At 64.1% G+C, this 17,740-nt stretch carries 15 protein-coding genes and 1 tRNA gene; 8 read left to right on the forward strand and 8 right to left on the reverse strand.

Annotated features, from left to right (window positions below; translation table 11 throughout):
* The first annotated feature begins 164 nt into the window (after positions 1-164).
* Complete coding sequence (locus CXZ10_RS02305; protein ID WP_101287335.1) at positions 165-707, forward strand: response regulator; 543 nt, start codon at positions 165-167, stop codon at positions 705-707.
* Between the two features lie 67 nt (positions 708-774).
* A complete protein-coding gene (locus CXZ10_RS02310) occupies positions 775-2,448 on the forward strand; it encodes an NAD+ synthase (RefSeq protein ID WP_101287336.1) in 1,674 nt (557 codons plus the stop codon).
* 15 nt (positions 2,449-2,463) lie between these two features.
* Here the strand turns inward: CXZ10_RS02310 and CXZ10_RS02315 are convergent, their stop codons facing one another.
* Positions 2,464-3,201: a proteasome-type protease gene (locus tag CXZ10_RS02315; RefSeq protein ID WP_101287337.1), complete on the reverse strand. Its 738-nt coding sequence runs from the start codon at positions 3,199-3,201 to the stop codon at positions 2,464-2,466.
* A 509-nt stretch (positions 3,202-3,710) separates the two neighbouring features.
* Positions 3,711-4,853, reverse strand: coding sequence for an iron-containing alcohol dehydrogenase (locus CXZ10_RS02320; protein WP_101287338.1), 1,143 nt, complete (start codon positions 4,851-4,853; stop codon positions 3,711-3,713).
* 359 nt (positions 4,854-5,212) lie between these two features.
* Here CXZ10_RS02320 and CXZ10_RS02325 point away from each other — a divergent pair, with 359 nt between their 5' ends.
* A complete protein-coding gene (locus tag CXZ10_RS02325) occupies positions 5,213-6,121 on the forward strand; it encodes a LysR family transcriptional regulator (protein WP_101287339.1) in 909 nt (302 codons plus the stop codon).
* Here CXZ10_RS02325 and CXZ10_RS02330 read toward each other — a convergent pair.
* The 5 genes from CXZ10_RS02330 to CXZ10_RS02350 all read right to left on the reverse strand — a co-directional run bounded on the left by CXZ10_RS02330 (position 6,091) and on the right by CXZ10_RS02350 (position 9,429).
* Entirely contained in the window at positions 6,091-6,825 is a 735-nt protein-coding gene (locus tag CXZ10_RS02330) for an SDR family oxidoreductase (RefSeq protein WP_101287340.1), read from the reverse strand. The two genes, CXZ10_RS02325 and CXZ10_RS02330, sit on opposite strands and share 31 nt — an antisense overlap.
* Before the next feature lie 450 nt (positions 6,826-7,275).
* Positions 7,276-7,360 (reverse strand) — tRNA-Leu (locus CXZ10_RS02335).
* 111 nt (positions 7,361-7,471) lie between these two features.
* On the reverse strand, positions 7,472-7,867 hold the full coding sequence (locus CXZ10_RS02340; RefSeq protein ID WP_101287341.1) for a septal ring lytic transglycosylase RlpA family protein: 396 nt from the start codon (positions 7,865-7,867) through the stop codon (positions 7,472-7,474).
* 213 nt (positions 7,868-8,080) lie between these two features.
* The gene (gpt, locus tag CXZ10_RS02345) at positions 8,081-8,602 is read right to left on the reverse strand and encodes a xanthine phosphoribosyltransferase (RefSeq protein ID WP_101287342.1); all 522 of its coding nucleotides are present in this window, start codon (positions 8,600-8,602) and stop codon (positions 8,081-8,083) included.
* Between the two features lie 59 nt (positions 8,603-8,661).
* Positions 8,662-9,429 (reverse strand): competence/damage-inducible protein A, encoded by a 768-nt coding sequence (locus CXZ10_RS02350; RefSeq protein ID WP_101287343.1) that lies wholly within the window; start codon positions 9,427-9,429, stop codon positions 8,662-8,664.
* A gap of 180 nt (positions 9,430-9,609) precedes the next feature.
* On the opposite strand from CXZ10_RS02350, the gene mprF reads away from it, so the two are divergent.
* From mprF to map, 4 genes are all read left to right on the forward strand, one after another.
* Positions 9,610-12,204 carry a bifunctional lysylphosphatidylglycerol flippase/synthetase MprF gene (gene mprF / locus CXZ10_RS02355; RefSeq protein ID WP_101287344.1) on the forward strand — a complete coding sequence of 865 codons (2,595 nt, stop codon included), beginning with the start codon at positions 9,610-9,612 and terminating at the stop codon, positions 12,202-12,204.
* Positions 12,201-13,619: an AcvB/VirJ family lysyl-phosphatidylglycerol hydrolase gene (locus CXZ10_RS02360; protein WP_101287345.1), complete on the forward strand. Its 1,419-nt coding sequence runs from the start codon at positions 12,201-12,203 to the stop codon at positions 13,617-13,619. The genes mprF and CXZ10_RS02360 overlap by 4 nt, the downstream gene beginning before the upstream one ends.
* Positions 13,620-13,649: 30 nt before the next feature.
* Positions 13,650-14,339: a DNA/RNA nuclease SfsA gene (sfsA, locus tag CXZ10_RS02365; RefSeq protein ID WP_101287346.1), complete on the forward strand. Its 690-nt coding sequence runs from the start codon at positions 13,650-13,652 to the stop codon at positions 14,337-14,339.
* Between the two features lie 103 nt (positions 14,340-14,442).
* Complete coding sequence (gene map / locus CXZ10_RS02370) at positions 14,443-15,273, forward strand: type I methionyl aminopeptidase (RefSeq protein WP_101287347.1); 831 nt, start codon at positions 14,443-14,445, stop codon at positions 15,271-15,273.
* 6 nt (positions 15,274-15,279) lie between these two features.
* On the opposite strand, the gene CXZ10_RS02375 is transcribed toward map, so the two are convergent.
* Positions 15,280-15,522 (reverse strand): DUF1178 family protein, encoded by a 243-nt coding sequence (locus CXZ10_RS02375; RefSeq protein WP_101287348.1) that lies wholly within the window; start codon positions 15,520-15,522, stop codon positions 15,280-15,282.
* Between the two features lie 194 nt (positions 15,523-15,716).
* On the opposite strand from CXZ10_RS02375, the gene CXZ10_RS02380 reads away from it, so the two are divergent.
* Positions 15,717-17,702, forward strand: coding sequence for a DUF4139 domain-containing protein (locus CXZ10_RS02380; protein ID WP_101287349.1), 1,986 nt, complete (start codon positions 15,717-15,719; stop codon positions 17,700-17,702).
* The last annotated feature ends 38 nt before the right edge of the window (positions 17,703-17,740 follow it).

Here is a 17,740-nt window from a genome sequence, read left to right on the forward strand (position 1 = left end):
CAAGTGGGCGCCCTTAACCGGGCGCCTATTTTTTTTGACACTTTGTCATGGTTCAGAAAACGTTTCAGTCGTAAACGAAATTTTCTTCATTCCATGGCAAGCCTCAAGCCTGGAAGGGGAGATATGACGCTCTAGATGGTTGTTGTCGTAGGGTTTTTCGCTTCATGATCGATCCGATGGATCCAGGTACCTATGTGCGTCTCGACGCGTTACGCGTCGGAATCGTCGATGACAGCGCCTATTTTCGCAAACTTGCGGAAACGATGCTCGGCGCCTTCGGTGTACGCGTCATCCTGCAGGCCGCCACCGAGGCGGAAGCGTTGACCTTGGTCATGACGCAGTCACCGGATGTCCTTCTGCTCGACTGGAACCTCGGTACGGCCGGCAACGGCGCGGCGCTCCTCGATCTGCTGCGTCGCCATCCTGACGAGCGGGTATCGACGCTCGCCGTGGTCATGGTCACCGCCTATGCCGACAAGCGCCGCATGCTCACGGCCGTCGAGCTCGGCGCCAACGACGTGCTCGTCAAGCCGCTTTCGGCGCGCCGCCTCTACGATCGTCTTGCCGAACTGTCGTCGGCGCGGCAGCTCTATGCACGCCGCGGCAATCGCCTGATCCCGGCGGTGCCGCCGGCCAAGGTCATTCATGATGGCCCGAGCGAGATCATCCACGTGCGTTCGCCGCTCCGGGGCAAGACGATCCGCTGATCGCATCGGGACGAATTAAATCCCGAGGTTGCCGCGACGCGGGCTTTCTGGCTAAATCGCGGACATCATGACAAAATCCTTCCGCACCCTGAAGCTCGCGCTCGCCCAGGCCAACCCGGTGATGGGCGACATTTTCGGCAACCTCGACAAGGCGCGGCAGGCCCGCGCCGAGGCGGCCCGGCTCGGCGCCGACCTTCTGGTCCTGCCCGAGCTCTACATCGTCGGCTATACGCCGGAGGATCTGGTGCTGAAGCCGGCCGTGCAGCGCGACTGCCGCCGGGCGGTGGAGCAGTTGGCGGCCGAGACGGCCGACGGCGGGCCGGCGGTGCTGATCGGCACGCCCTGGCTGGGTGATGACGGCGCGTTGCGCAATGCGGTTGCCCTGCTCGACGGTGGCGCGGTTGCTGCCCTGCGCTTCAAGGCCGACCTGCCCAACTATTCGGTGTTCGACGAGAAGCGGGTGTTCGCGCCGGGGCCGTTGCCGCAGCCGGTGATCTTCCGCGGCATCCGGCTCGGCCTGCCGGTTTGCGAGGATATCTGGAAGCCGGAGGTCGTCGAGCACCTGTCGGAAACCGGCGCGGAGATGCTGGTCGTCATCAACGGCTCGCCCTATCGCTGGACGGTGACGGGCGAACGCCTCGACATCGCCACTGCACGGGTGGTGGAGAGCGGTCTGCCGATGGTCTATCTCAACACCGTTGGCGGCCAGGACGAACTGGTGTTCGACGGCGCCAGCTTTGGCCTCAACCCTGATCGCGAGCTCGCCTGCCGCCTGCCGGCCTTCCGCGAGACGATGGCGCTGGTCACGCTTGCCGAAGGCGAAGACGGCTGGCGGATCGTGCCCGGCGACGTCGAGCCTTATCCGGACATTCAGGCGGCCAACTGGCTCGCCTGCGTCATCGGGCTGCGCGATTATGTCGAGAAGAACCGCTTTCCCGGCGTGGTGCTCGGCCTGTCGGGCGGCATCGATTCGGCCGTGGTGGCGGCGATGGCCGTCGATGCCTTCGGGGCCGACAAGGTGCGCTGCCTGATGCTGCCCTATCGCTATACCTCGGCCGATAGCCTTGAGGATGCGGCAAAATGCGCTGCTCTCCTCGGCGTCCATTATGATGTGGTCGCCATCGCCGATCCGGTGGAGGGCTTCCTCAAGTCGCTCGGGCCGCTGTTCGAGGGCACCAAGGCCGATACAACGGAGGAGAATCTTCAGTCGCGCGCCCGCGGCACCATCCTGATGGCGGTGTCCAACAAGTTCGGGTCGATGGTGCTGACCACCGGCAACAAGAGCGAGATGTCGGTGGGCTACTGCACGCTCTATGGCGACATGAACGGCGGCTTCAACCCGATCAAAGACCTCTACAAGATGCAGGTCTATGGCCTCGCCGAGTGGCGCAATGCCCACCGGCCGGATGGCCTCAAGGGGCCGGCCGGTGAGGTGATCCCTGAGCGCATCATCACCAAGGCGCCGACCGCCGAACTGCGCGAGAACCAGACCGACCAGGACAGCCTGCCTCCCTATCCGGTGCTCGACGGCATTTTGAACGGCCTTGTCGAGGAGGAAAAGACGGTGGCCGAACTGATCGCCGCAGGCTTCGACGAGGCGACGGTGCGTCGCGTCGAGCATCTGCTCTACATCGCCGAATACAAGCGCCGGCAGGCAGCGCCCGGCGTGAAGATCACCACCAAGAACTTCGGCCGCGACCGCCGCTATCCGATCACCAACCGGTTCAGGGATCGGGGGTAGGGGAAGGGCTAAGCCTTATTTATACGGCGGAATGGGGATCGCCCGGTAGGCGGCGCGCAGGGCGGCGCTCCAGCGTTCGCGCAGATCGTGAAAATAGGGCTCGCCCGCCTCGATGCGGTGCAGGATGTCGTGGGCGATGGCGTCGCGCTTCACCGTCACCAGGTCGATGGGCATGCCGACGCCGAGGTTGGAGCGCATGGTCGAATCCATCGAGATCAGACCAAGCTTGGTCGCCTCGATGAGATCGGTGGCGAAGGTGATGGCGCGGTCGAGGACGGGCTTGCCATATTTGTGCTCGCCGATCTGCAGGAAGGGCGTGTCTTCCGTCGCCTCGATGAAGTTGCCCTGGCGGTAGACCATGAACAGGCGGAGGCGACCCTTGGCCACCTGGCCGCCGACCAGCATGGTCACCTCGAAGCCGGCGTTGGACTGTTCCAGCGCTTCTCCGTCGATGCGGTAGACCTCGCGCACGGCGCGGCCGACGAGCTGGGCCGTCTTGAACATCGACGGTGTCGTCCAGATGGTTTCCATCTGGCCGGTGTCCTTGTTCTCGATGCCTTCATTGAGGAAGGACAGCACGGCCTGGGTGATCGCGAGATTGCCGGCGGTGGCAACGGCGATCATGCGGTCGCCCGGCTTCTCGAAGATATGCAGCTTCTTGTACTGGGAGACGTTGTCGAGACCGGCGTTGGTGCGCGTGTCCGCGATCATCGTCAGGCCTTCCTTGACGAGGATGCCAACGCAATACGTCATCTTGTTCTCCCAGGCGGCCAGAATTTTCTTCTGTTTAGAACATCGGTTTGCGATTCCAAAGCGGCATTTGACATGGGAGGCGGCCGGAAGCAGGCAAAGAAAAGGCCGAATATCCAGAGGATATCCGGCCTGAAGTCTGCGATCGCCCGCACGGACAACGCGGGAACCGATCGTTTTGGCGGGGAACCGCCGAAGCACCACCGTCGCATGAGGAGTGACTGATCCAGGGCGACGAAGACGACGGGCGCCGCGCGACCAGCGACCGCCATCCTTTGAACAACCAAGCAAGGCCCGGAGACGATGCGATACCATCTGGAAGCGCCTCGGCGGCAGCAATTCGCGTCCGCGCTTCCTTGTTGCAAATGATTATCACTTTTAGCCTTTAGTATAGCTCTCGAACAATCCGGGAAAATGCGGGGAGGGGCAAAATTCTTGATATTGTACATCCACAAAAGAACGGGCGCGGCACCTGTGGATGCCGCGCCCGATCGGATCTGTGATCGCTGCTCTCAGCCGTAATAGGCGGCCGTATAGAGCGCCTTGACGTCGGTGACCGAGGGCGTGCCGGGGTTGGTCAGCGTGCAGGGATCGGCGAAGGCGTTCTCGCTCATGCGGTTCAACACCGTCTTGAACTTGGTCTCGTCGAAGTCGACCTCGTCGCAGTCCTTGAAGGTCGAGGGAATGGCCAGCTTCTTGTTGAGGTCGCGGATCGCCTGGGCCAGGTCCTTGATGCCAAGCACACGCTCCACATAGGCATACTTGTCGGTGAACTGCCGGTTGAAGTCGATGATGTAGGGCAGCATGATCGCGTTGGCGAGGCCGTGCGTCACGCCGAACTCACCGCCGATCTTGTGAGCCATGGAGTGCACCAGGCCGAGCGAGGCGTTGGTGAAGGCCATGCCGGCCAGCGCCGAGGCGTTGTGCATGTTGAAGCGGGCCGTCTTGTCGGTCGGCGTCGTGAAGGCCTTCTCGAGGTTCTCCAGCACCAGCTTGATCGCTTCCACCGCATAGGGGTCGGTAAACGAGGTCGCGGCGATCGAGGCGACGGCTTCCACGGCGTGACACATCACGTCCATGCCGGTGTTGGAGGTGACGTTGGCGGGCATCACCATCGGCAGGGCAGGGTCGAGGATGGCGATATCCGGCACCATGTCGGCGGCGACGATCGGGTACTTGATGTGGTTCTTGGTGTCGGTGATCACCGAGAAGGCGGTGATTTCCGAGGCGGTGCCGGACGTCGAGGGAATGGCGACGAAGCGGGCCTTGTTGCGGAGCGGCGGCATGGCGCCGACCGGGATGATGTCCTCGAAGGTGAGGTTCGGATGCTCATAGAAGCACCACATCACCTTGGCGGCGTCGAGCGCCGAGCCACCGCCGATGGCGACGATCCAGTCGGGCTCGAAGTCCTGCATGGCCTTGGCGCCACGCCAGACGGTTTCGACCGACGGGTTGGGTTCGACGCCGTCGATGACGATGGAGTCGATACCGCCCTTCTTGAGGATGGCGATCGCCTGATCCAGGAAGCCGAAGCGCTTCATCGAGCTGCCGCCGGTGACCAGCGCCGCCTTCTTGCCCTTGAGGTCGGCAAGCTTGGCGAGCGAGCCCTCGCCATAGATGATGGTGCGGGGGATGGAGAAGTTCATCACGGTCATCTCAGTCTCCTGTCGGAACGAGGGAGGGCTCGTCCGGACATGGCAGTCCGTTCCGACTCTTTGTGGGAGGCGGTGGCAGGCGGGCTCTCGGTGGCAAATTCAGGCGTGGTGTCAGTCGGTTGGCTGACGCCGGAAGTTATTTCCTGATGTCTAGATCAGACTTTGGCGGCAGAAACGCAAGCGATCTAAAAACGTTTAAGTCGTTGGTCCGGAAATAAAAACGGTTTACCTGCGGGTAATTTCGCCTGTGTAGTTGTTTTCCCGTAGCCTATTCGGCTTGTAGTTATTTTCACTTAGAAAGCTCGCTGTTCTATGCGAGACTTCGGCAGTTTGGTTGGGAACTCGGGAGCGGACTGTCCGTGCAACTTCGTCATCTCAAAGCTTTCATTGCAGCTGCGCAAACTTTGAATTTCACCCGCGCGGCCGAGGCCGTTCATCTGTCCCAATCGAGTGTGACGGAGCAGATCCAGGCTTTGGAAGCCGAGTTTGGCGTGAGCCTCTTTGATCGATCTCACCGAAGATTGGCGCTGACGTCGGCGGGTCAGCGGTTGCTTCCCTACGCGGTCGAACTTCTTGATCTTGCCGGCGAGGCACGCTCCGCCGTCGCCATGACCTCGGCTGCCGTCTCGGGGGCGCTGGCCGTTGGCGGCCTGGAAACGCTTTGCTCGACGCGTTTGCCTGGATTGCTCGCCGATTTCGGACGCGCGCATCCCTCGGTGGAACTCAAACTCAAGGCCGCCGACAGCAGCGGGCTCCGTAACGGCTTGATGGGAGGCGAGCTCGACGTGGCATTCATGTTTGGCGCGCCGCCGACGGTGCCCGCCATCCGCAGCGAGGTCTTGGCCGACGAGGAACTTTTGATTGTCTTGCCGCCAGGTCACAGGTTGGCGGGGCGTGCCACGCTCTTGTCGGAAGACCTGTCCGAAGAGATGTTTGTCGTTACGCCACGCGGCTGCGTCTACAGGAAGATGTTCGATGAAGCGATGGGGGGCTTGCCCGGAGAGCCGAAACGCTTGGGAGAGGCGGCAAGCATCGGTGCCATCTTGGGGCTTGTCGAAGCCGGTCAGGGCTGTGCACTGGTGCCGGCCTCGGCCGTGGCCGCGCGAACCTCTCGGCTTGTCGCCAAGCCCTGGGCTGGGGCGGGGAGCACGCCCATTTCGATGCTGTGGCGGCACAGACGGGTTCAATCTCCCGCGACGGCGGCATTTCTCGCCGCCGTCCGAGACCATTTTCGGCTTCACACCAACCGTTGGCCGCCATCGACGTGAACGACGGTGCCGCACATAAATCCATTGCGCATGATCGACTCGATGGCTTGCGCAATGTCGTCCGGATGGCCAATCCGGCGAACCAGCAGGCGCTTCGCCATGGCCTCGAGGGCCGCCGTCTTGCCTTTGCCGGCGACCGAGTCCCAAATGGGCGTATCGACCCAACCGGGCGAAACGGCGTTGATGCGGATCGGCGCCAACTCGACGGCCAGCGCATAGACAAGGGACTCGAGCGCGCCGTTGATGGCGGCAACCACCGATCCCTTCGCCGCTGGCCGATAGGCAGCAATGCCGGAGGTGAAAGTGATCGATCCTCCTGCTTCAAGGCGTGGAGCACCGTGCTTGGCTAGCAGCAGCGGCGCCAGCACCTTGGAATCGATAACGCGGCGCGCAACCGAAACCTGCATCTCTGGCAGCGGAACGTACACTCCTCCCACGTCGGCAGCCGTGGACACGATGTGATGAAGCGGGCCGATCGAGGCGAACAGGCGCTCCACCTCGTCTTCCCGCGTGGCATCGGCGACGACGGTGTTCAACTCGGGCCTGTCGCCAAGTGTCGCCCGTGCCTCGTTCAGTCGATCCAACGACCGACCAACTATAGTCACGGCGGTTCCACTGGCAAGCAAGCGTGAAGCAAGTGCGAACCCCATTCCAGAGCTTCCGCCCACAACAAGAACATGCTCGCAAGTTTTTGTGTCTGACAAATTCTATCTCCTCGGCTGGACGGCGCGTCTAGACGCTCGACGAGAAGAGATTAACGACGGATGTCCTTCACCGGAAACGGGAAGCTACGATACTTGCGATCGGAAAAGCCGATGGAGTCGAAGGGCTTTGCGCAGCAGCGCGACGTGCAAGATAAAAGACCGAGCCGGCCAGAGCCAACCCGGTCACGTTGGTGCTAAAAATTGCTTTACATATGAAGTTACTTTTGCGCGAATGCCCGCCGCCGGAAACCGTATTTGCGCGTAATGTTACCGATCGAAATAAATCAACCGGCGGGCTCATGTTTCGCGCGTTGCCTGGGGCATTGATAGGGCTTGGCGATAGCAGCGGTCCCTGTCGAAGCTAGCCATGCGATCCGGTGACGGACCGGAACGAGCGTTGGACCAGCTATCTGTTGGAATCCGCGCCTTGAGGCGCCTCTCTCAAAGGGATGGTGCGGACGGCGGGGATCGAACCCGCATGACCAAGGCCGAGGGATTTTAAGTCCCTTGCGTCTACCAGTTTCGCCACGTCCGCGTTGCCGGCGATATTGCTGGCCGAGGCGGTCGGGTCAAGCCCCGATCGCCACCGATCGAGGCGGAGCGGCACTTCCGTTCAGTTCCCGGAAGCGCCGCCTCGGAGGATGGATCAGCCGCACATCTTGGCGGGCGGCGCGTCCTTGCCACCGAGCACCGACAAACGGACGTTGGCCGTGCCGGAGCTCACCATGCCGAGTTCGTTGGCGGCGGTGCGGGCCAGGTCGATGACTCGCCCCTTGATGAATGGACCGCGGTCGTTGATGCGCACCACCACGGTGCGACCGTTTCTGAGATTTTCGACTTCGACAAGGGTGCCGAAGGGCAGGGTGCGATGGGCGGCGGTGCGGGAGCCGACCTTCATGCGCTCGCCGCTCGCGGTGCGCCCGCGCTCGGCATACCAGGATGCCTTGCCGCATTGGGCCAGCGCCGGCGCTGCCTGGTTAAAAAACGCGACCGCCATGGCGGCCGTGAAAAAAGCGCGTGCAGCGCTTGTTTTGAAGAGCATTCAGTCAATCCTGTTTGACCCGCGTTGGCAGCGCGGACGAGCCTCCATAGGGACCACCGGCGGTTACCGGCGATCAGCGACGGAGGCTCAAAACAGGGAGAAATGCGGCGAGAATCAGGCCACGCCTTTTCGAGGCGGACAACCGGAAGTCGGTTTAGCCGCCTTAAAAGTCTGCGAATCAGTTATTTACATGGTGAATAGAATTTTAGCAGATCAGTCGTTGCCCTGCCGGGAAATGGGCGGCTGGAAGGCAAAACCCAGGTCCCAGGGGAAGTAGATCCACGTATCCTGGCTGACCTCGGTGATGAAGGTATCGACCAGAGGCCGGCCCTTGGGCTTGGCATAGACGGTGGCGAAATGCGCCTTCGGCAGCATGTCGCGGACCATGCGGGCCGTCTTGCCGGTGTCGACGAGGTCGTCGATGATCAGCACGCCCGCACCTTCACCACCGTCGAGAGCGACGATATCAGGGCTCACTTGCTTGATGATCTGCAGTTCGCCCTGCGTGGTGTAGTCGTGATAGGAGGCGATGCCGACCGTTTCGATGATGCGGATGTTGAGCTCGCGCGCCACGATGGCCGCCGGCACCAGACCGCCGCGGGTGATGCAGACGATGGCCTTCCATTCGCCGAGGCCGGCGAGCCGCCAGGCCAGCGCCCGGGCGTCGCGGTGGAACTGATCCCAGGAAACCGGGAAAGCCTTGGGAGCGAGCGGCTGGGCGTCTTGCGGGGACATGGTGGCGATCCTTCGAGATCTGGCGTCGAGCTTTCTCAAATGCCCGTTTCGTGTCGATTTCAATAGTCGGTGAGAGTGCTATCCCCGGCTTTGTGGCGGGCTATGTCCGCGAGCATGGCTTCCACCGCCGTCTTGGCCACGGCGAGTGCAGCCGCATCGCGCGAGCGGATCACCAGCTTGGTCGAGAAGTTGCGGGCGGCAAGCACCGGATAGCTGCCGATGGACACCAACGGATGGGCCTCTGCCACCTCGCCAAGCGCGGTGCCGATCACCCCTTCGCCGAACGGGCAGTCGACGGTGACCGACTGCACCGGAACGCCACCATGGAGTTCCTTCTCGATGTTGAGCAGCATTGCCTGCATGATCTTGGGTACGCCGGCCATGACGAAGACATTGCCGATATGGAAGCCGGGCGCCTTGGAGACGGGGTTGTCGATCAGCGTGGCGCCGACGGGGATGCGCGCCATCCGGAGACGGGCCTCGGTCAACTCCTCGGGCGCCACATAGTGCTGGCGCAGGATCTCGATGGCCTCGGGATGATATTCGATGGCAACGCCGAAGGCCTTGGCCACCGCGTCGGCGGTGATGTCGTCGTGCGTCGGCCCGATGCCGCCGGTGGTGAAGACGTAGGTATAGGCGGTCCTCAGCGCATCGAGCGCCGCGACGATGCGGTCCTCCTCGTCGGGAACCACGCGGATTTCCCGGAGGTCGATGCCAATTTCGGTGAGGAAGGCGGCGATATGGCCTGAGTTGCTGTCGCGGGTGCGGCCGGACAGGATTTCGTCGCCGATGATGAGGACGGCGGCGCTGGGGGACTGGGCTGTCATGGATGTCTGAGCCTTTGGAATCGTTGCCTCGTTTGTCGGGTATTCCGGGGCGCGAGACAATCGCCAACATTACGCGGAATTAAAGTTCCGACGTCGGACCTGCCGCCGGATTGACGCAATCGAGCAAGATAAGGCGCCCATTGCAGGGCGCCCGCCCGGCTTTGTTTTTTCAGGTCGATCATGCCCACCGCATTGCCTTCGGGCCCCTCCGATGCTCCTGTCGCGCAGCCCATTCGCTTCATCCGACTGAAGCCGGTGCTCATCGCGGCGGTGGCGCTTCTCATCGTCGGGCTGTCGGTGTTGGCGCTGTCTCGTCTTTTGTCGGCCATCGTCTACGACGACCTCATCACCGCCATCGAGAACACCCCCTGGTCGCGAGTCGGCCTGGCCCTGCTGTTCATGGCCGGCAGTTTTCTGGCCCTTTCCGTCTATGACGTGCATGCGCTCCGTTTCGCCGGAGCGAGGCTTCCCTATCGGCTGGTGGCGCTGGCGAGCTTCTGCGCCTACGCCGTCGGCAACATCGCCGGCTTCGGCCCGTTGACCGGCGGTTCGGTCCGCTACCGCTTCTACTCGCCCTTCGGCCTGGAGCCGGAGGCGATCGCCAAGGTGGTCGCCTATGTCGCGGCGGCCTTCGGTTTCGGGCTCGCCTTCGTGGCCGGCCTGGGGCTCGCCATTTCAGGGTCAGATCTCGCCGCGCTGATCGGTCTGCCCGGCGCCACGGTGCGCGGCATCGGAGTCCTAGTTCTCACCGGCGTTGCGGCGGTGTTGGTTTTCGCCACTCTGCGGCGCGGTTCAGTGACCGTGTTCGGCCGCGCCGTGGCGTTGCCCGGGACTTCCGACATTTTGTCGCAGCTTCTCGCAACGTCGGTGGATGTGACCTGCGCGGCCGCCGTGCTTTACGTGCTGCTTCCCGATGGCGACGTGTCGTTTCCGGTGGTTCTCGCCGTCTTCTCGGTAGCGATCGGCGCCGGTGTGCTTAGCCATCTGCCGGGTGGCGTCGGCATCTTCGAGACCATCGTCGTCGGCGCGCTCTGCACACGGCTGCCGATTGACGGGGTGATTTCGGCCCTGCTTCTCTACCGTATCATCTACTACGTGGTGCCGCTTGTCGTAGCCGTTGGGGCGATGATCGTCAGCGAGGCGCGCCGGGCCACCATGGCCAGTCCGGCGCTCGTGGCGGCGGTGTCCGGCATCACGCCGGTCATGCTCGGTACGCTGGCCATCGTGCTCGGCGCCATGCTGGTGTTTTCCGGCGTGACGCCGCCGGCCGACACGCGGCTCGACCTGATGTCGGCCTTCATTCCGCTGCCATTGGTGGAGGGCTCACACTTCGTGGGCTCGGTGATCGGCGTCTTCCTGCTGGTGTCCGGTCGCGGCCTCGTGCACCGGCTCGACGGCGCATGGTGGCTGACGATGACGCTGGCGGCCCTGTCGATTCCGCTGGCGCTTCTCAAGGCATTGGCGGTCGGCGAGGCCGTGCTGCTCGCCATCTTGATCGTCAGTCTCATCTCAGCCCGGCACCTCTATATCCGCCCGGCATCGCTGCTGCACGACCAGCTCAGCCCGTCATGGTGGCTGTGCATCGCCTCGATCCTGGCGCTTGCCCTGGGCATCCTGTTCTTCGTTTACAAGGAAGTCCCCTACAGCCATGACCTCTGGTGGCAGTTCGAGATGTCGGCCGCCGCGCCGCGCTCGTTGCGTGCCGCCGTCGGCATCGGGCTCGCCATGGCCGCCGTCGCCGCCTGGCTGCTGATCCGGCCGCCGTCCGGCCGCATCGAGCCGGCGAACGCGGACGACGTTCGGCGCGCCGTGGCCATACTCGAACGCGGCGGTCATGCGTCGGCCAACCTCGTGCGGATGGGCGACAAGAACCTGATGTTCTCCGACGATGGCAGCGCCTTTCTGATGTATGCCAAGCGCGGCCGTTCCTGGATATCGCTCGGCGATCCGGTCGGCACGGAGGCGGGCCAGCACGAACTCGCTTGGCGTTTCATCGAGATGGCCCGCGCCCACGGCGGCCGCGCCGTGTTCTACCAGGTGCCGGCCGAGAGCCTCTCGCTCTATGCCGATGCCGGCCTTTCGGCCTTCAAGCTCGGCGAGGAGGCGATCGTCGATCTCGCCGCCTTCGATATCAAAGGCACGCGCCGCGGCAACTTGCGCAACGCCATCAACAAGGCCGAGCGCGACGGCGTGGTCTTCGAGGTGGTGCCGGCCGATGGCGTGCCGGCCGTTCTCGATGAACTCTCGACGGTGTCCACGAGCTGGCTGGAGGCCCGCAAGGCACGCGAGAAAACCTTCTCGCTCGGCGCCTTCGAGTCCGACTATGTCGCATCGCAGCCGGTGGCAGTGCTGAAACGGGCAGGGCGCATCTTCGCCTTTGCGACGTTGATGATCTCTGGTGATGGCCGGGAAGCGGCCATCGACCTAATGCGCTTCACGCCGAAGTCGCCCAACGGCACCATGGAACTGCTGTTCACCCGGGTGCTCCTGCATTTCAAGGCGGCAGGCTTTGCCAGCTTCAGCCTTGGCATGGCGCCGCTCGCCGGCCTCTCCGACAGCCCGATGGCGCCGCTCTGGCACAAGCTCGGCCGCGCCGCCTTCGAGCACGGCAATGCCTTCTACAACTTCCACGGCTTGCGCGCCTTCAAGACCAAGTTCGATCCTGTCTGGCGGCAGCGCTACATGGCGGTGGCCGGCGGCCTCAATCCACTCCTGGCTCTGGCCGACGTCACCTTCGTCATCTCCCGCGGCCTCAAGGGAGCCGTTTCCAAATGAAGCGACTGATATTGTTCGTCATGGTCGGCGTCCTCACGCTGGCCGGCATCGGGGCGGGCACGTTTTTCCACCTCTTTCCGCATCTGCCGATCGACAAGACGGACACGCTCGGCATCGCCGAGGTGATCGCGCCGCGCAGCGAGCCGACCGGCCTCATCTACCTGCTGTCGGGGGATGGCGGCTATGGCTTCTGGGATCGCGTGCAGGCTCGCCGCTATGCGGCAAACGGCGCCGTCGTCGTCGGCATCGACACGCCGGCCACCTTCGCCAAGGCGGAAAAGTTGCCGGACGACTGCGTCTACTTCGTTTCCGATGTCGAACAGGTCAGCCAGAACATTCAGCGCGTGCTGGACGTCGACAGCTACCATTCGCCTGTGATCGCTGGCTCCGGTCTCGGCGGTACCTTCGCGCTGGCGCTCGCCGCCCAGTCGCCGGATGCGACGATCGGCCGCACCATCGCCGTTGACCCGCGTGCCGCGCTGCCGCTTCGCAAGGAGCTGTGCAGCGAGGCCAAGCACGTCAAGAGCGCCGACGGCAACGGCTGGGTCTACGAGCTTCAAAAGGGCCATCTCCCCGATCCGATCGACGTCTACCTGACCCGTCACACCGATCCGGACGGCGCCGCCCATGTGAACGAACTGATCGGGTCGGGCTTTCCCATCGCCACCGCCAAGAGCGTCAAGGGCGCCGGGCGGACCCTCGACGGCGCGCTGCTGGAGCAGCTGGCTCGCGATGAGGACAGCGGGTCGCCGCTCGCCGGCATTCCGATCACCGCGCTGGCCGCCGCGCCGAAACACGACAGCATGGCGATCATCTACTCGGGCGACGGCGGCTGGCGCGATATCGACGCAGAGATCGGCGGCTATCTCGCCAAGGCGGGCGTTCCCGTGGTCGGCATCGACTCTCTGCGCTACTTCTGGAACGACGTGGATCCCGCCGCCGCGGCCGACGATCTCGCCAAGGTCATCGACGCCTATGAAAAGAAGTGGAACGTCCACAAGGTGATGCTCATAGGCTATTCCTTCGGCGCGGATGCGTTGCCGGCGATCTATGAGGCACTGCCCGACGACCGAAAGGCCAACGTCGATCTCATCTCGCTCATCGCCTACACCGGCGCCCGCCAGTTCGAGATCCAGGTCTCCGGCATTCTCGGCGGCAAGACCGACCCGAACGGACCGTCGACCCTGTCCGATCTCTTGAAGATCGAGCCGGCCAAGGTGCAGTGCATCTACGGTAGCGAGGACGACGAGACGGCCTGTATCCGCCTGCCGAAGGACAAGGGATTCAGCCTGCTCGTCCATCCCGGTGGTCATCACTTCAACGATGACTACAAACCGGTGGCCAGGGACATTCTCGATCGTCTCGTCCCCGCCAAGGCTGCGTCGGCGGCCGTCGAAGCGCAAGCCGCGCCTTGACGGTGGCGGCCGGAACAGGGAGAAGGCGGCATGCTGTTTCCCCTCCCACTGGTGCCCGGCCGGCTCGTCCGCCGCTACAAGCGCTTCCTCGCCGATTGTCTCCTGGACAGTGGCGAGGCAGTAACCGCTCATGTCGCCAACTCCGGCTCCATGCTCGGCCTCGCGACGCCGGGCGCCCGCGTCTATCTCGCCGGTTCCAGCAATCCCAAGCGCAAGCTTGCTTGGAGCTGGCAGCTCGTTGAGGCGAATGGCGCCCTGGTCGGCATCGACACCGGCCTTTCCAACCGCATCGTCGCCGAGGCGATCGCTGCCGGCCGCGTTCCGGCGCTCGCCGGCTACCGGACGCTGCGCCGCGAAGTGGTCTATGGCGTGAACAGCCGCGTCGACATGCTGCTCGAAGGCGAGGGGCGGCCGCCCTGCTACGTCGAGGTCAAGTCGGTCACCCTGTCGCGCCGGCCGGGCATTGCCGAGTTTCCCGATGCCGTCACCGCACGCGGCGCCAAGCATCTGGCCGAGCTCGCCGTCATGGTGGGGGCGGGCGCTCGGGCCGTGCTTGTCTATCTGGTGCAGCGTGGCGATTGCGACAGGTTCCAGCTTGCCGCCGACATCGACCCCATTTATGCGGCGGCGGCCGAGACGGCGCGCCTTGCCGGGGTCGAGATGCTGGTGGTGCGTGCCGAGGTCACGCCGGCGGGCATCGAAATCCGGAGCGATTTCTGACAGAATGCGCAGCGAGCATGTACTTCTCGCGGCGCTTGGGTATATGACGACCAAAACGCGAAGCCGCCCGGCTTCCAATGCCAGACTGAGGTTGGTTGATCCGATGATCAATTACGTCGACGCGGCGGTCGCTCCGTTGCGCAACACCGGCGACATTCGCCTTTACGCCGCTGCCGACTTCGACGGCATGCGCAAGGCCTGCCAGTTGACGGCCTCCTGCCTCGACGAACTGGTGGATTTCGTGAAGCCCGGCGTCACCACCCAGGCGATCGACGACTTCGTCTACGGCTACGGCCGCGACCACGGCGCTCTGCCGGCCACCATCTATTATCGCGGCTATACCAAGTCGGTCTGCACCTCGATCAACCACGTGGTCTGCCACGGCATTCCCGACGAGAAGCCGCTGCGCGAGGGTGAAATCGTCAACATCGACGTGACCTTCATCGTCGACGGCTGGCACGGAGACTCCTCGCGCATGTACGGTGTCGGCGCCATCAAGCGGGCCGCCGAGCGGTTGATTGAGGTGACCCATGAATCGCTGATGCGCGGCATTGCCGCCGTCCGGCCGGGCAACACCACCGGCGACATCGGCGAGGCCATCCAGCGCTATGTCGAGGGCGAACGCTGCTCGGTGGTGCGCGATTTCTGCGGCCATGGCGTCGGCAAGCTGTTCCACGACACGCCGAACATCCTGCATTACGGCCGCAAGGGCGAAGGCCCGGTGCTGAAGCCGGGCATGATCTTCACCATCGAGCCGATGGTCAATCTCGGCCGGCCGCATGTGAAGGTGCTGTCCGACGGCTGGACGGCAGTGACGCGCGACCGCTCGCTGTCGGCGCAGTTCGAGCACGCCGTCGGCGTCACCGACACGGGCTGCGAGGTATTCACGCTGTCGCCGAAAGGCCTGTTCAAGCCGCCGCTGACGGTCGCCTGAGATAACTCAGAATCCTGCCGCCATCGGACAGCCGGGATTGGCGCAGGTCGAGGGGTTGCAGGCCGGCTCGGCGGCAAAGGACGCCTTGGCTGCGCCGAGGCTGGGCGCCATCAAAGCCTTTTCCACCTTCGCAGTGCCGCAGGACGGGCAGGCATAGTCCGCCTTCTTCGCTTCCCAGTCGGCATTGCCGCTGAACCAGTCGTCGAAGTCGTGGCCGCAGGCGGCGCAGTGCAGGTTGAAGTGGATCATGGCGGGCCGGGGTCTTTCGCTTTTCGGTCGGCGATAGGTCGCCGTGGCGGCCGATCCTGTCAAGCGCAGAACCCCGGATTCCCCGTGAAAAGCCGCAAGGCCGCCACAGGTCGGTCTTCGCGCCATCGCAATCCTCGGGCAGGATCGCCGCCATCGGATGAAACCGTGTCTCGGGGGAGATCAACGTGAAATCGATGCCGTTTGCGGCCGTGCTTTTTGCCGGCGTGTCGCCTTTCGTCTTCACCACGGCGGCGTTGTCCGCCGACAAGGTGGGATCGGTGCTGCTGTCGTCGGGCGGTCTCGCCGAGATCGTCCGCACCGTCGACCTTGCGGAGGGGGAAAGCCGTCTGGCGCTGGAAATTCCAGCCGACCAGGCCGACGATGTTCTGAAAAGCCTCCTCGTCAGCGATCCCGGCGGTACCATCGTCTCGGTGACCATCGACGGCGCCAACTCCGTCGCCGAGGCCTTCAAGCGCCTGCCGCTGAAGCGTGAGGACCTCGCCTCCACCGCCACTATCGCTGCCGCCATGACCGGTTATGCCGCAACGATCGACGACGGGGTCGGCCACAAGGCGAGCGGCATCATTTTAGGCGTCGGCAAGGTGCCGCGTGCCACCGAGGGGCAGCCGATCGAGGTGCCGGCGGTGACGCTGCGCCAGGACGACGGCAGTTTTGCCGAGGTTCTGCTCGGTCCCGGTGCCGGAATCGTCTTTGCCGACAAGGATCTCCAGACCAGGATCGACGCGGCGATCACCGCCGTTCGCACCGCAGCCGACACCAACTTCCGCACACTGGCCATTGAAACGACCGGGAAGGGCGCGCGGACGGTACGGCTCTCCTATGTCGTGGCTGCGCCGGTATGGAAGGCGGCCTATCGCATCGTGCCGGTCGACGGCGGCAAGTACCGCGTCCAGGGCTGGGCTGTGCTGGAAAACGGCAGCGGGGACGACTGGACTGGCGTGCAGCTGACGCTGTCGTCGGCCGACCCCGTGGCGCTCAAGCAGCGGCTCGTTGACATGTACTGGCGCGACCGGAGAGAGGTGCCGCTTCTGCTACCCGGCGGACCGGTCGACCTGTTTGTCGATGGGGCGGCGGCCGGTGGCGCTCGGGAAGAAATGTATGACATGTCCGGCGACGCTGACATGCCGGCAGCGGCTCCGGCCCCCATGGCGATGCGAGCGGAGGTCATGCCGGAACCGGTTGCCCCGTCACGAGGGCAGGAGATGGTGTCGGTAGAGGGAGACGTAGGCGTCACCTTCACGTTGCCGCAGCCGGTGACGCTGAAAGCGGGGGCGACACTGACGGTTCCCATCATCGATGCCGATCTCGACGCCGATGTGGTCTCGCTCTGGCGCGAGGGCAGCGGTAGCGCGCCGCAGGCGGCCGTGTTCCTGTCCAATACCACCGGCAAGAGCGTGCCACCGGGCATCTTCACCGTCTATGGCGCGGACGGCTATCTCGGCGACGCACAGGTGGCCGGCATTCCACCCGGCGAGAAACGCTTTGCGGCCTTTGCCGCCGACCCGAAGATGCGCGTCACAAGCGAACGGGATCATGTGGAGACCATTGTCGGTTTCTCGGCGCGGGATGGCGTGTTGAACGTGAAGAGATCGCTCGCCTGGACGACCGTCTACCACCTCGCAGCGCCGAAGGAAGAAGCGCGCACCGTGATGATCGACCATGCCCGCATCGCCGGTACCGAGGTGACGAGTGACGGCGAGGTCGTGTCCAGCGAACCGGAGCGGCTGCGCCTGCGGACAGATGTCCCGGTGGGGATGACGAAGGACATTCGAGTGACCGAGACCCGTGTCGACGCGGAGGCGGTTCATCTCTCCGACAGTTCCGCCGACACGCTGCTGTTCTATGCTTCGACCCGAGGCGCCGACCCGGCGGTGGTGGAGAAGCTCAAGGCGATTGCCGCCATCAAGACGCGGGTCGCGGATGCGGAACGCGCCATCGAGCGAGCCGAGAGGACCATCGAGCGCCAGGCCGACGAGCAGGAGCGCATCCGCGCCAATCTCTCTGCCCTGCCGGAAACCTCCGACAGCGCCAAGTCCTATATCGCCAAGCTGACGCGCAGCGAAAAGGCGATCGAGGAGGCCGAGGCGGCGCGTGCCGAGGCGCAGGCGAAAGCCGACCGTGAACGGGCAGCGCTCGACGCGGCGATTGCCGCCTTCTGAATACGTTGAAAAGGCCCGGACGAGCCGGGCCTTTTCCT

The organism is Pleomorphomonas diazotrophica, from assembly GCF_002844595.1.
GTDB lineage: Bacteria > Pseudomonadota > Alphaproteobacteria > Rhizobiales > Pleomorphomonadaceae > Pleomorphomonas > Pleomorphomonas diazotrophica.

What these genes read in the sequence shown, in the direction of transcription:
- CXZ10_RS02305 (WP_101287335.1), top strand. Translation starts at nt 165, where the DNA reads ATGATCGATCCGATGGATCCAGGTACCTATGTGCGTCTCGACGCGTTA.
- CXZ10_RS02310 (WP_101287336.1), top strand. Translation starts at nt 775, where the DNA reads ATGACAAAATCCTTCCGCACCCTGAAGCTCGCGCTCGCCCAGGCCAAC.
- CXZ10_RS02315 (WP_101287337.1), bottom strand. Translation starts at nt 3,201, where the DNA reads ATGACGTATTGCGTTGGCATCCTCGTCAAGGAAGGCCTGACGATGATC.
- CXZ10_RS02320 (WP_101287338.1), bottom strand. Translation starts at nt 4,853, where the DNA reads ATGACCGTGATGAACTTCTCCATCCCCCGCACCATCATCTATGGCGAG.
- CXZ10_RS02340 (WP_101287341.1), bottom strand. Translation starts at nt 7,867, where the DNA reads ATGCTCTTCAAAACAAGCGCTGCACGCGCTTTTTTCACGGCCGCCATG.
- gpt (WP_101287342.1), bottom strand. Translation starts at nt 8,602, where the DNA reads ATGTCCCCGCAAGACGCCCAGCCGCTCGCTCCCAAGGCTTTCCCGGTT.
- CXZ10_RS02350 (WP_101287343.1), bottom strand. Translation starts at nt 9,429, where the DNA reads ATGACAGCCCAGTCCCCCAGCGCCGCCGTCCTCATCATCGGCGACGAA.
- mprF (WP_101287344.1), top strand. Translation starts at nt 9,610, where the DNA reads ATGCCCACCGCATTGCCTTCGGGCCCCTCCGATGCTCCTGTCGCGCAG.
- CXZ10_RS02360 (WP_101287345.1), top strand. Translation starts at nt 12,201, where the DNA reads ATGAAGCGACTGATATTGTTCGTCATGGTCGGCGTCCTCACGCTGGCC.
- sfsA (WP_101287346.1), top strand. Translation starts at nt 13,650, where the DNA reads ATGCTGTTTCCCCTCCCACTGGTGCCCGGCCGGCTCGTCCGCCGCTAC.
- map (WP_101287347.1), top strand. Translation starts at nt 14,443, where the DNA reads ATGATCAATTACGTCGACGCGGCGGTCGCTCCGTTGCGCAACACCGGC.
- CXZ10_RS02375 (WP_101287348.1), bottom strand. Translation starts at nt 15,522, where the DNA reads ATGATCCACTTCAACCTGCACTGCGCCGCCTGCGGCCACGACTTCGAC.
- CXZ10_RS02380 (WP_101287349.1), top strand. Translation starts at nt 15,717, where the DNA reads ATGCCGTTTGCGGCCGTGCTTTTTGCCGGCGTGTCGCCTTTCGTCTTC.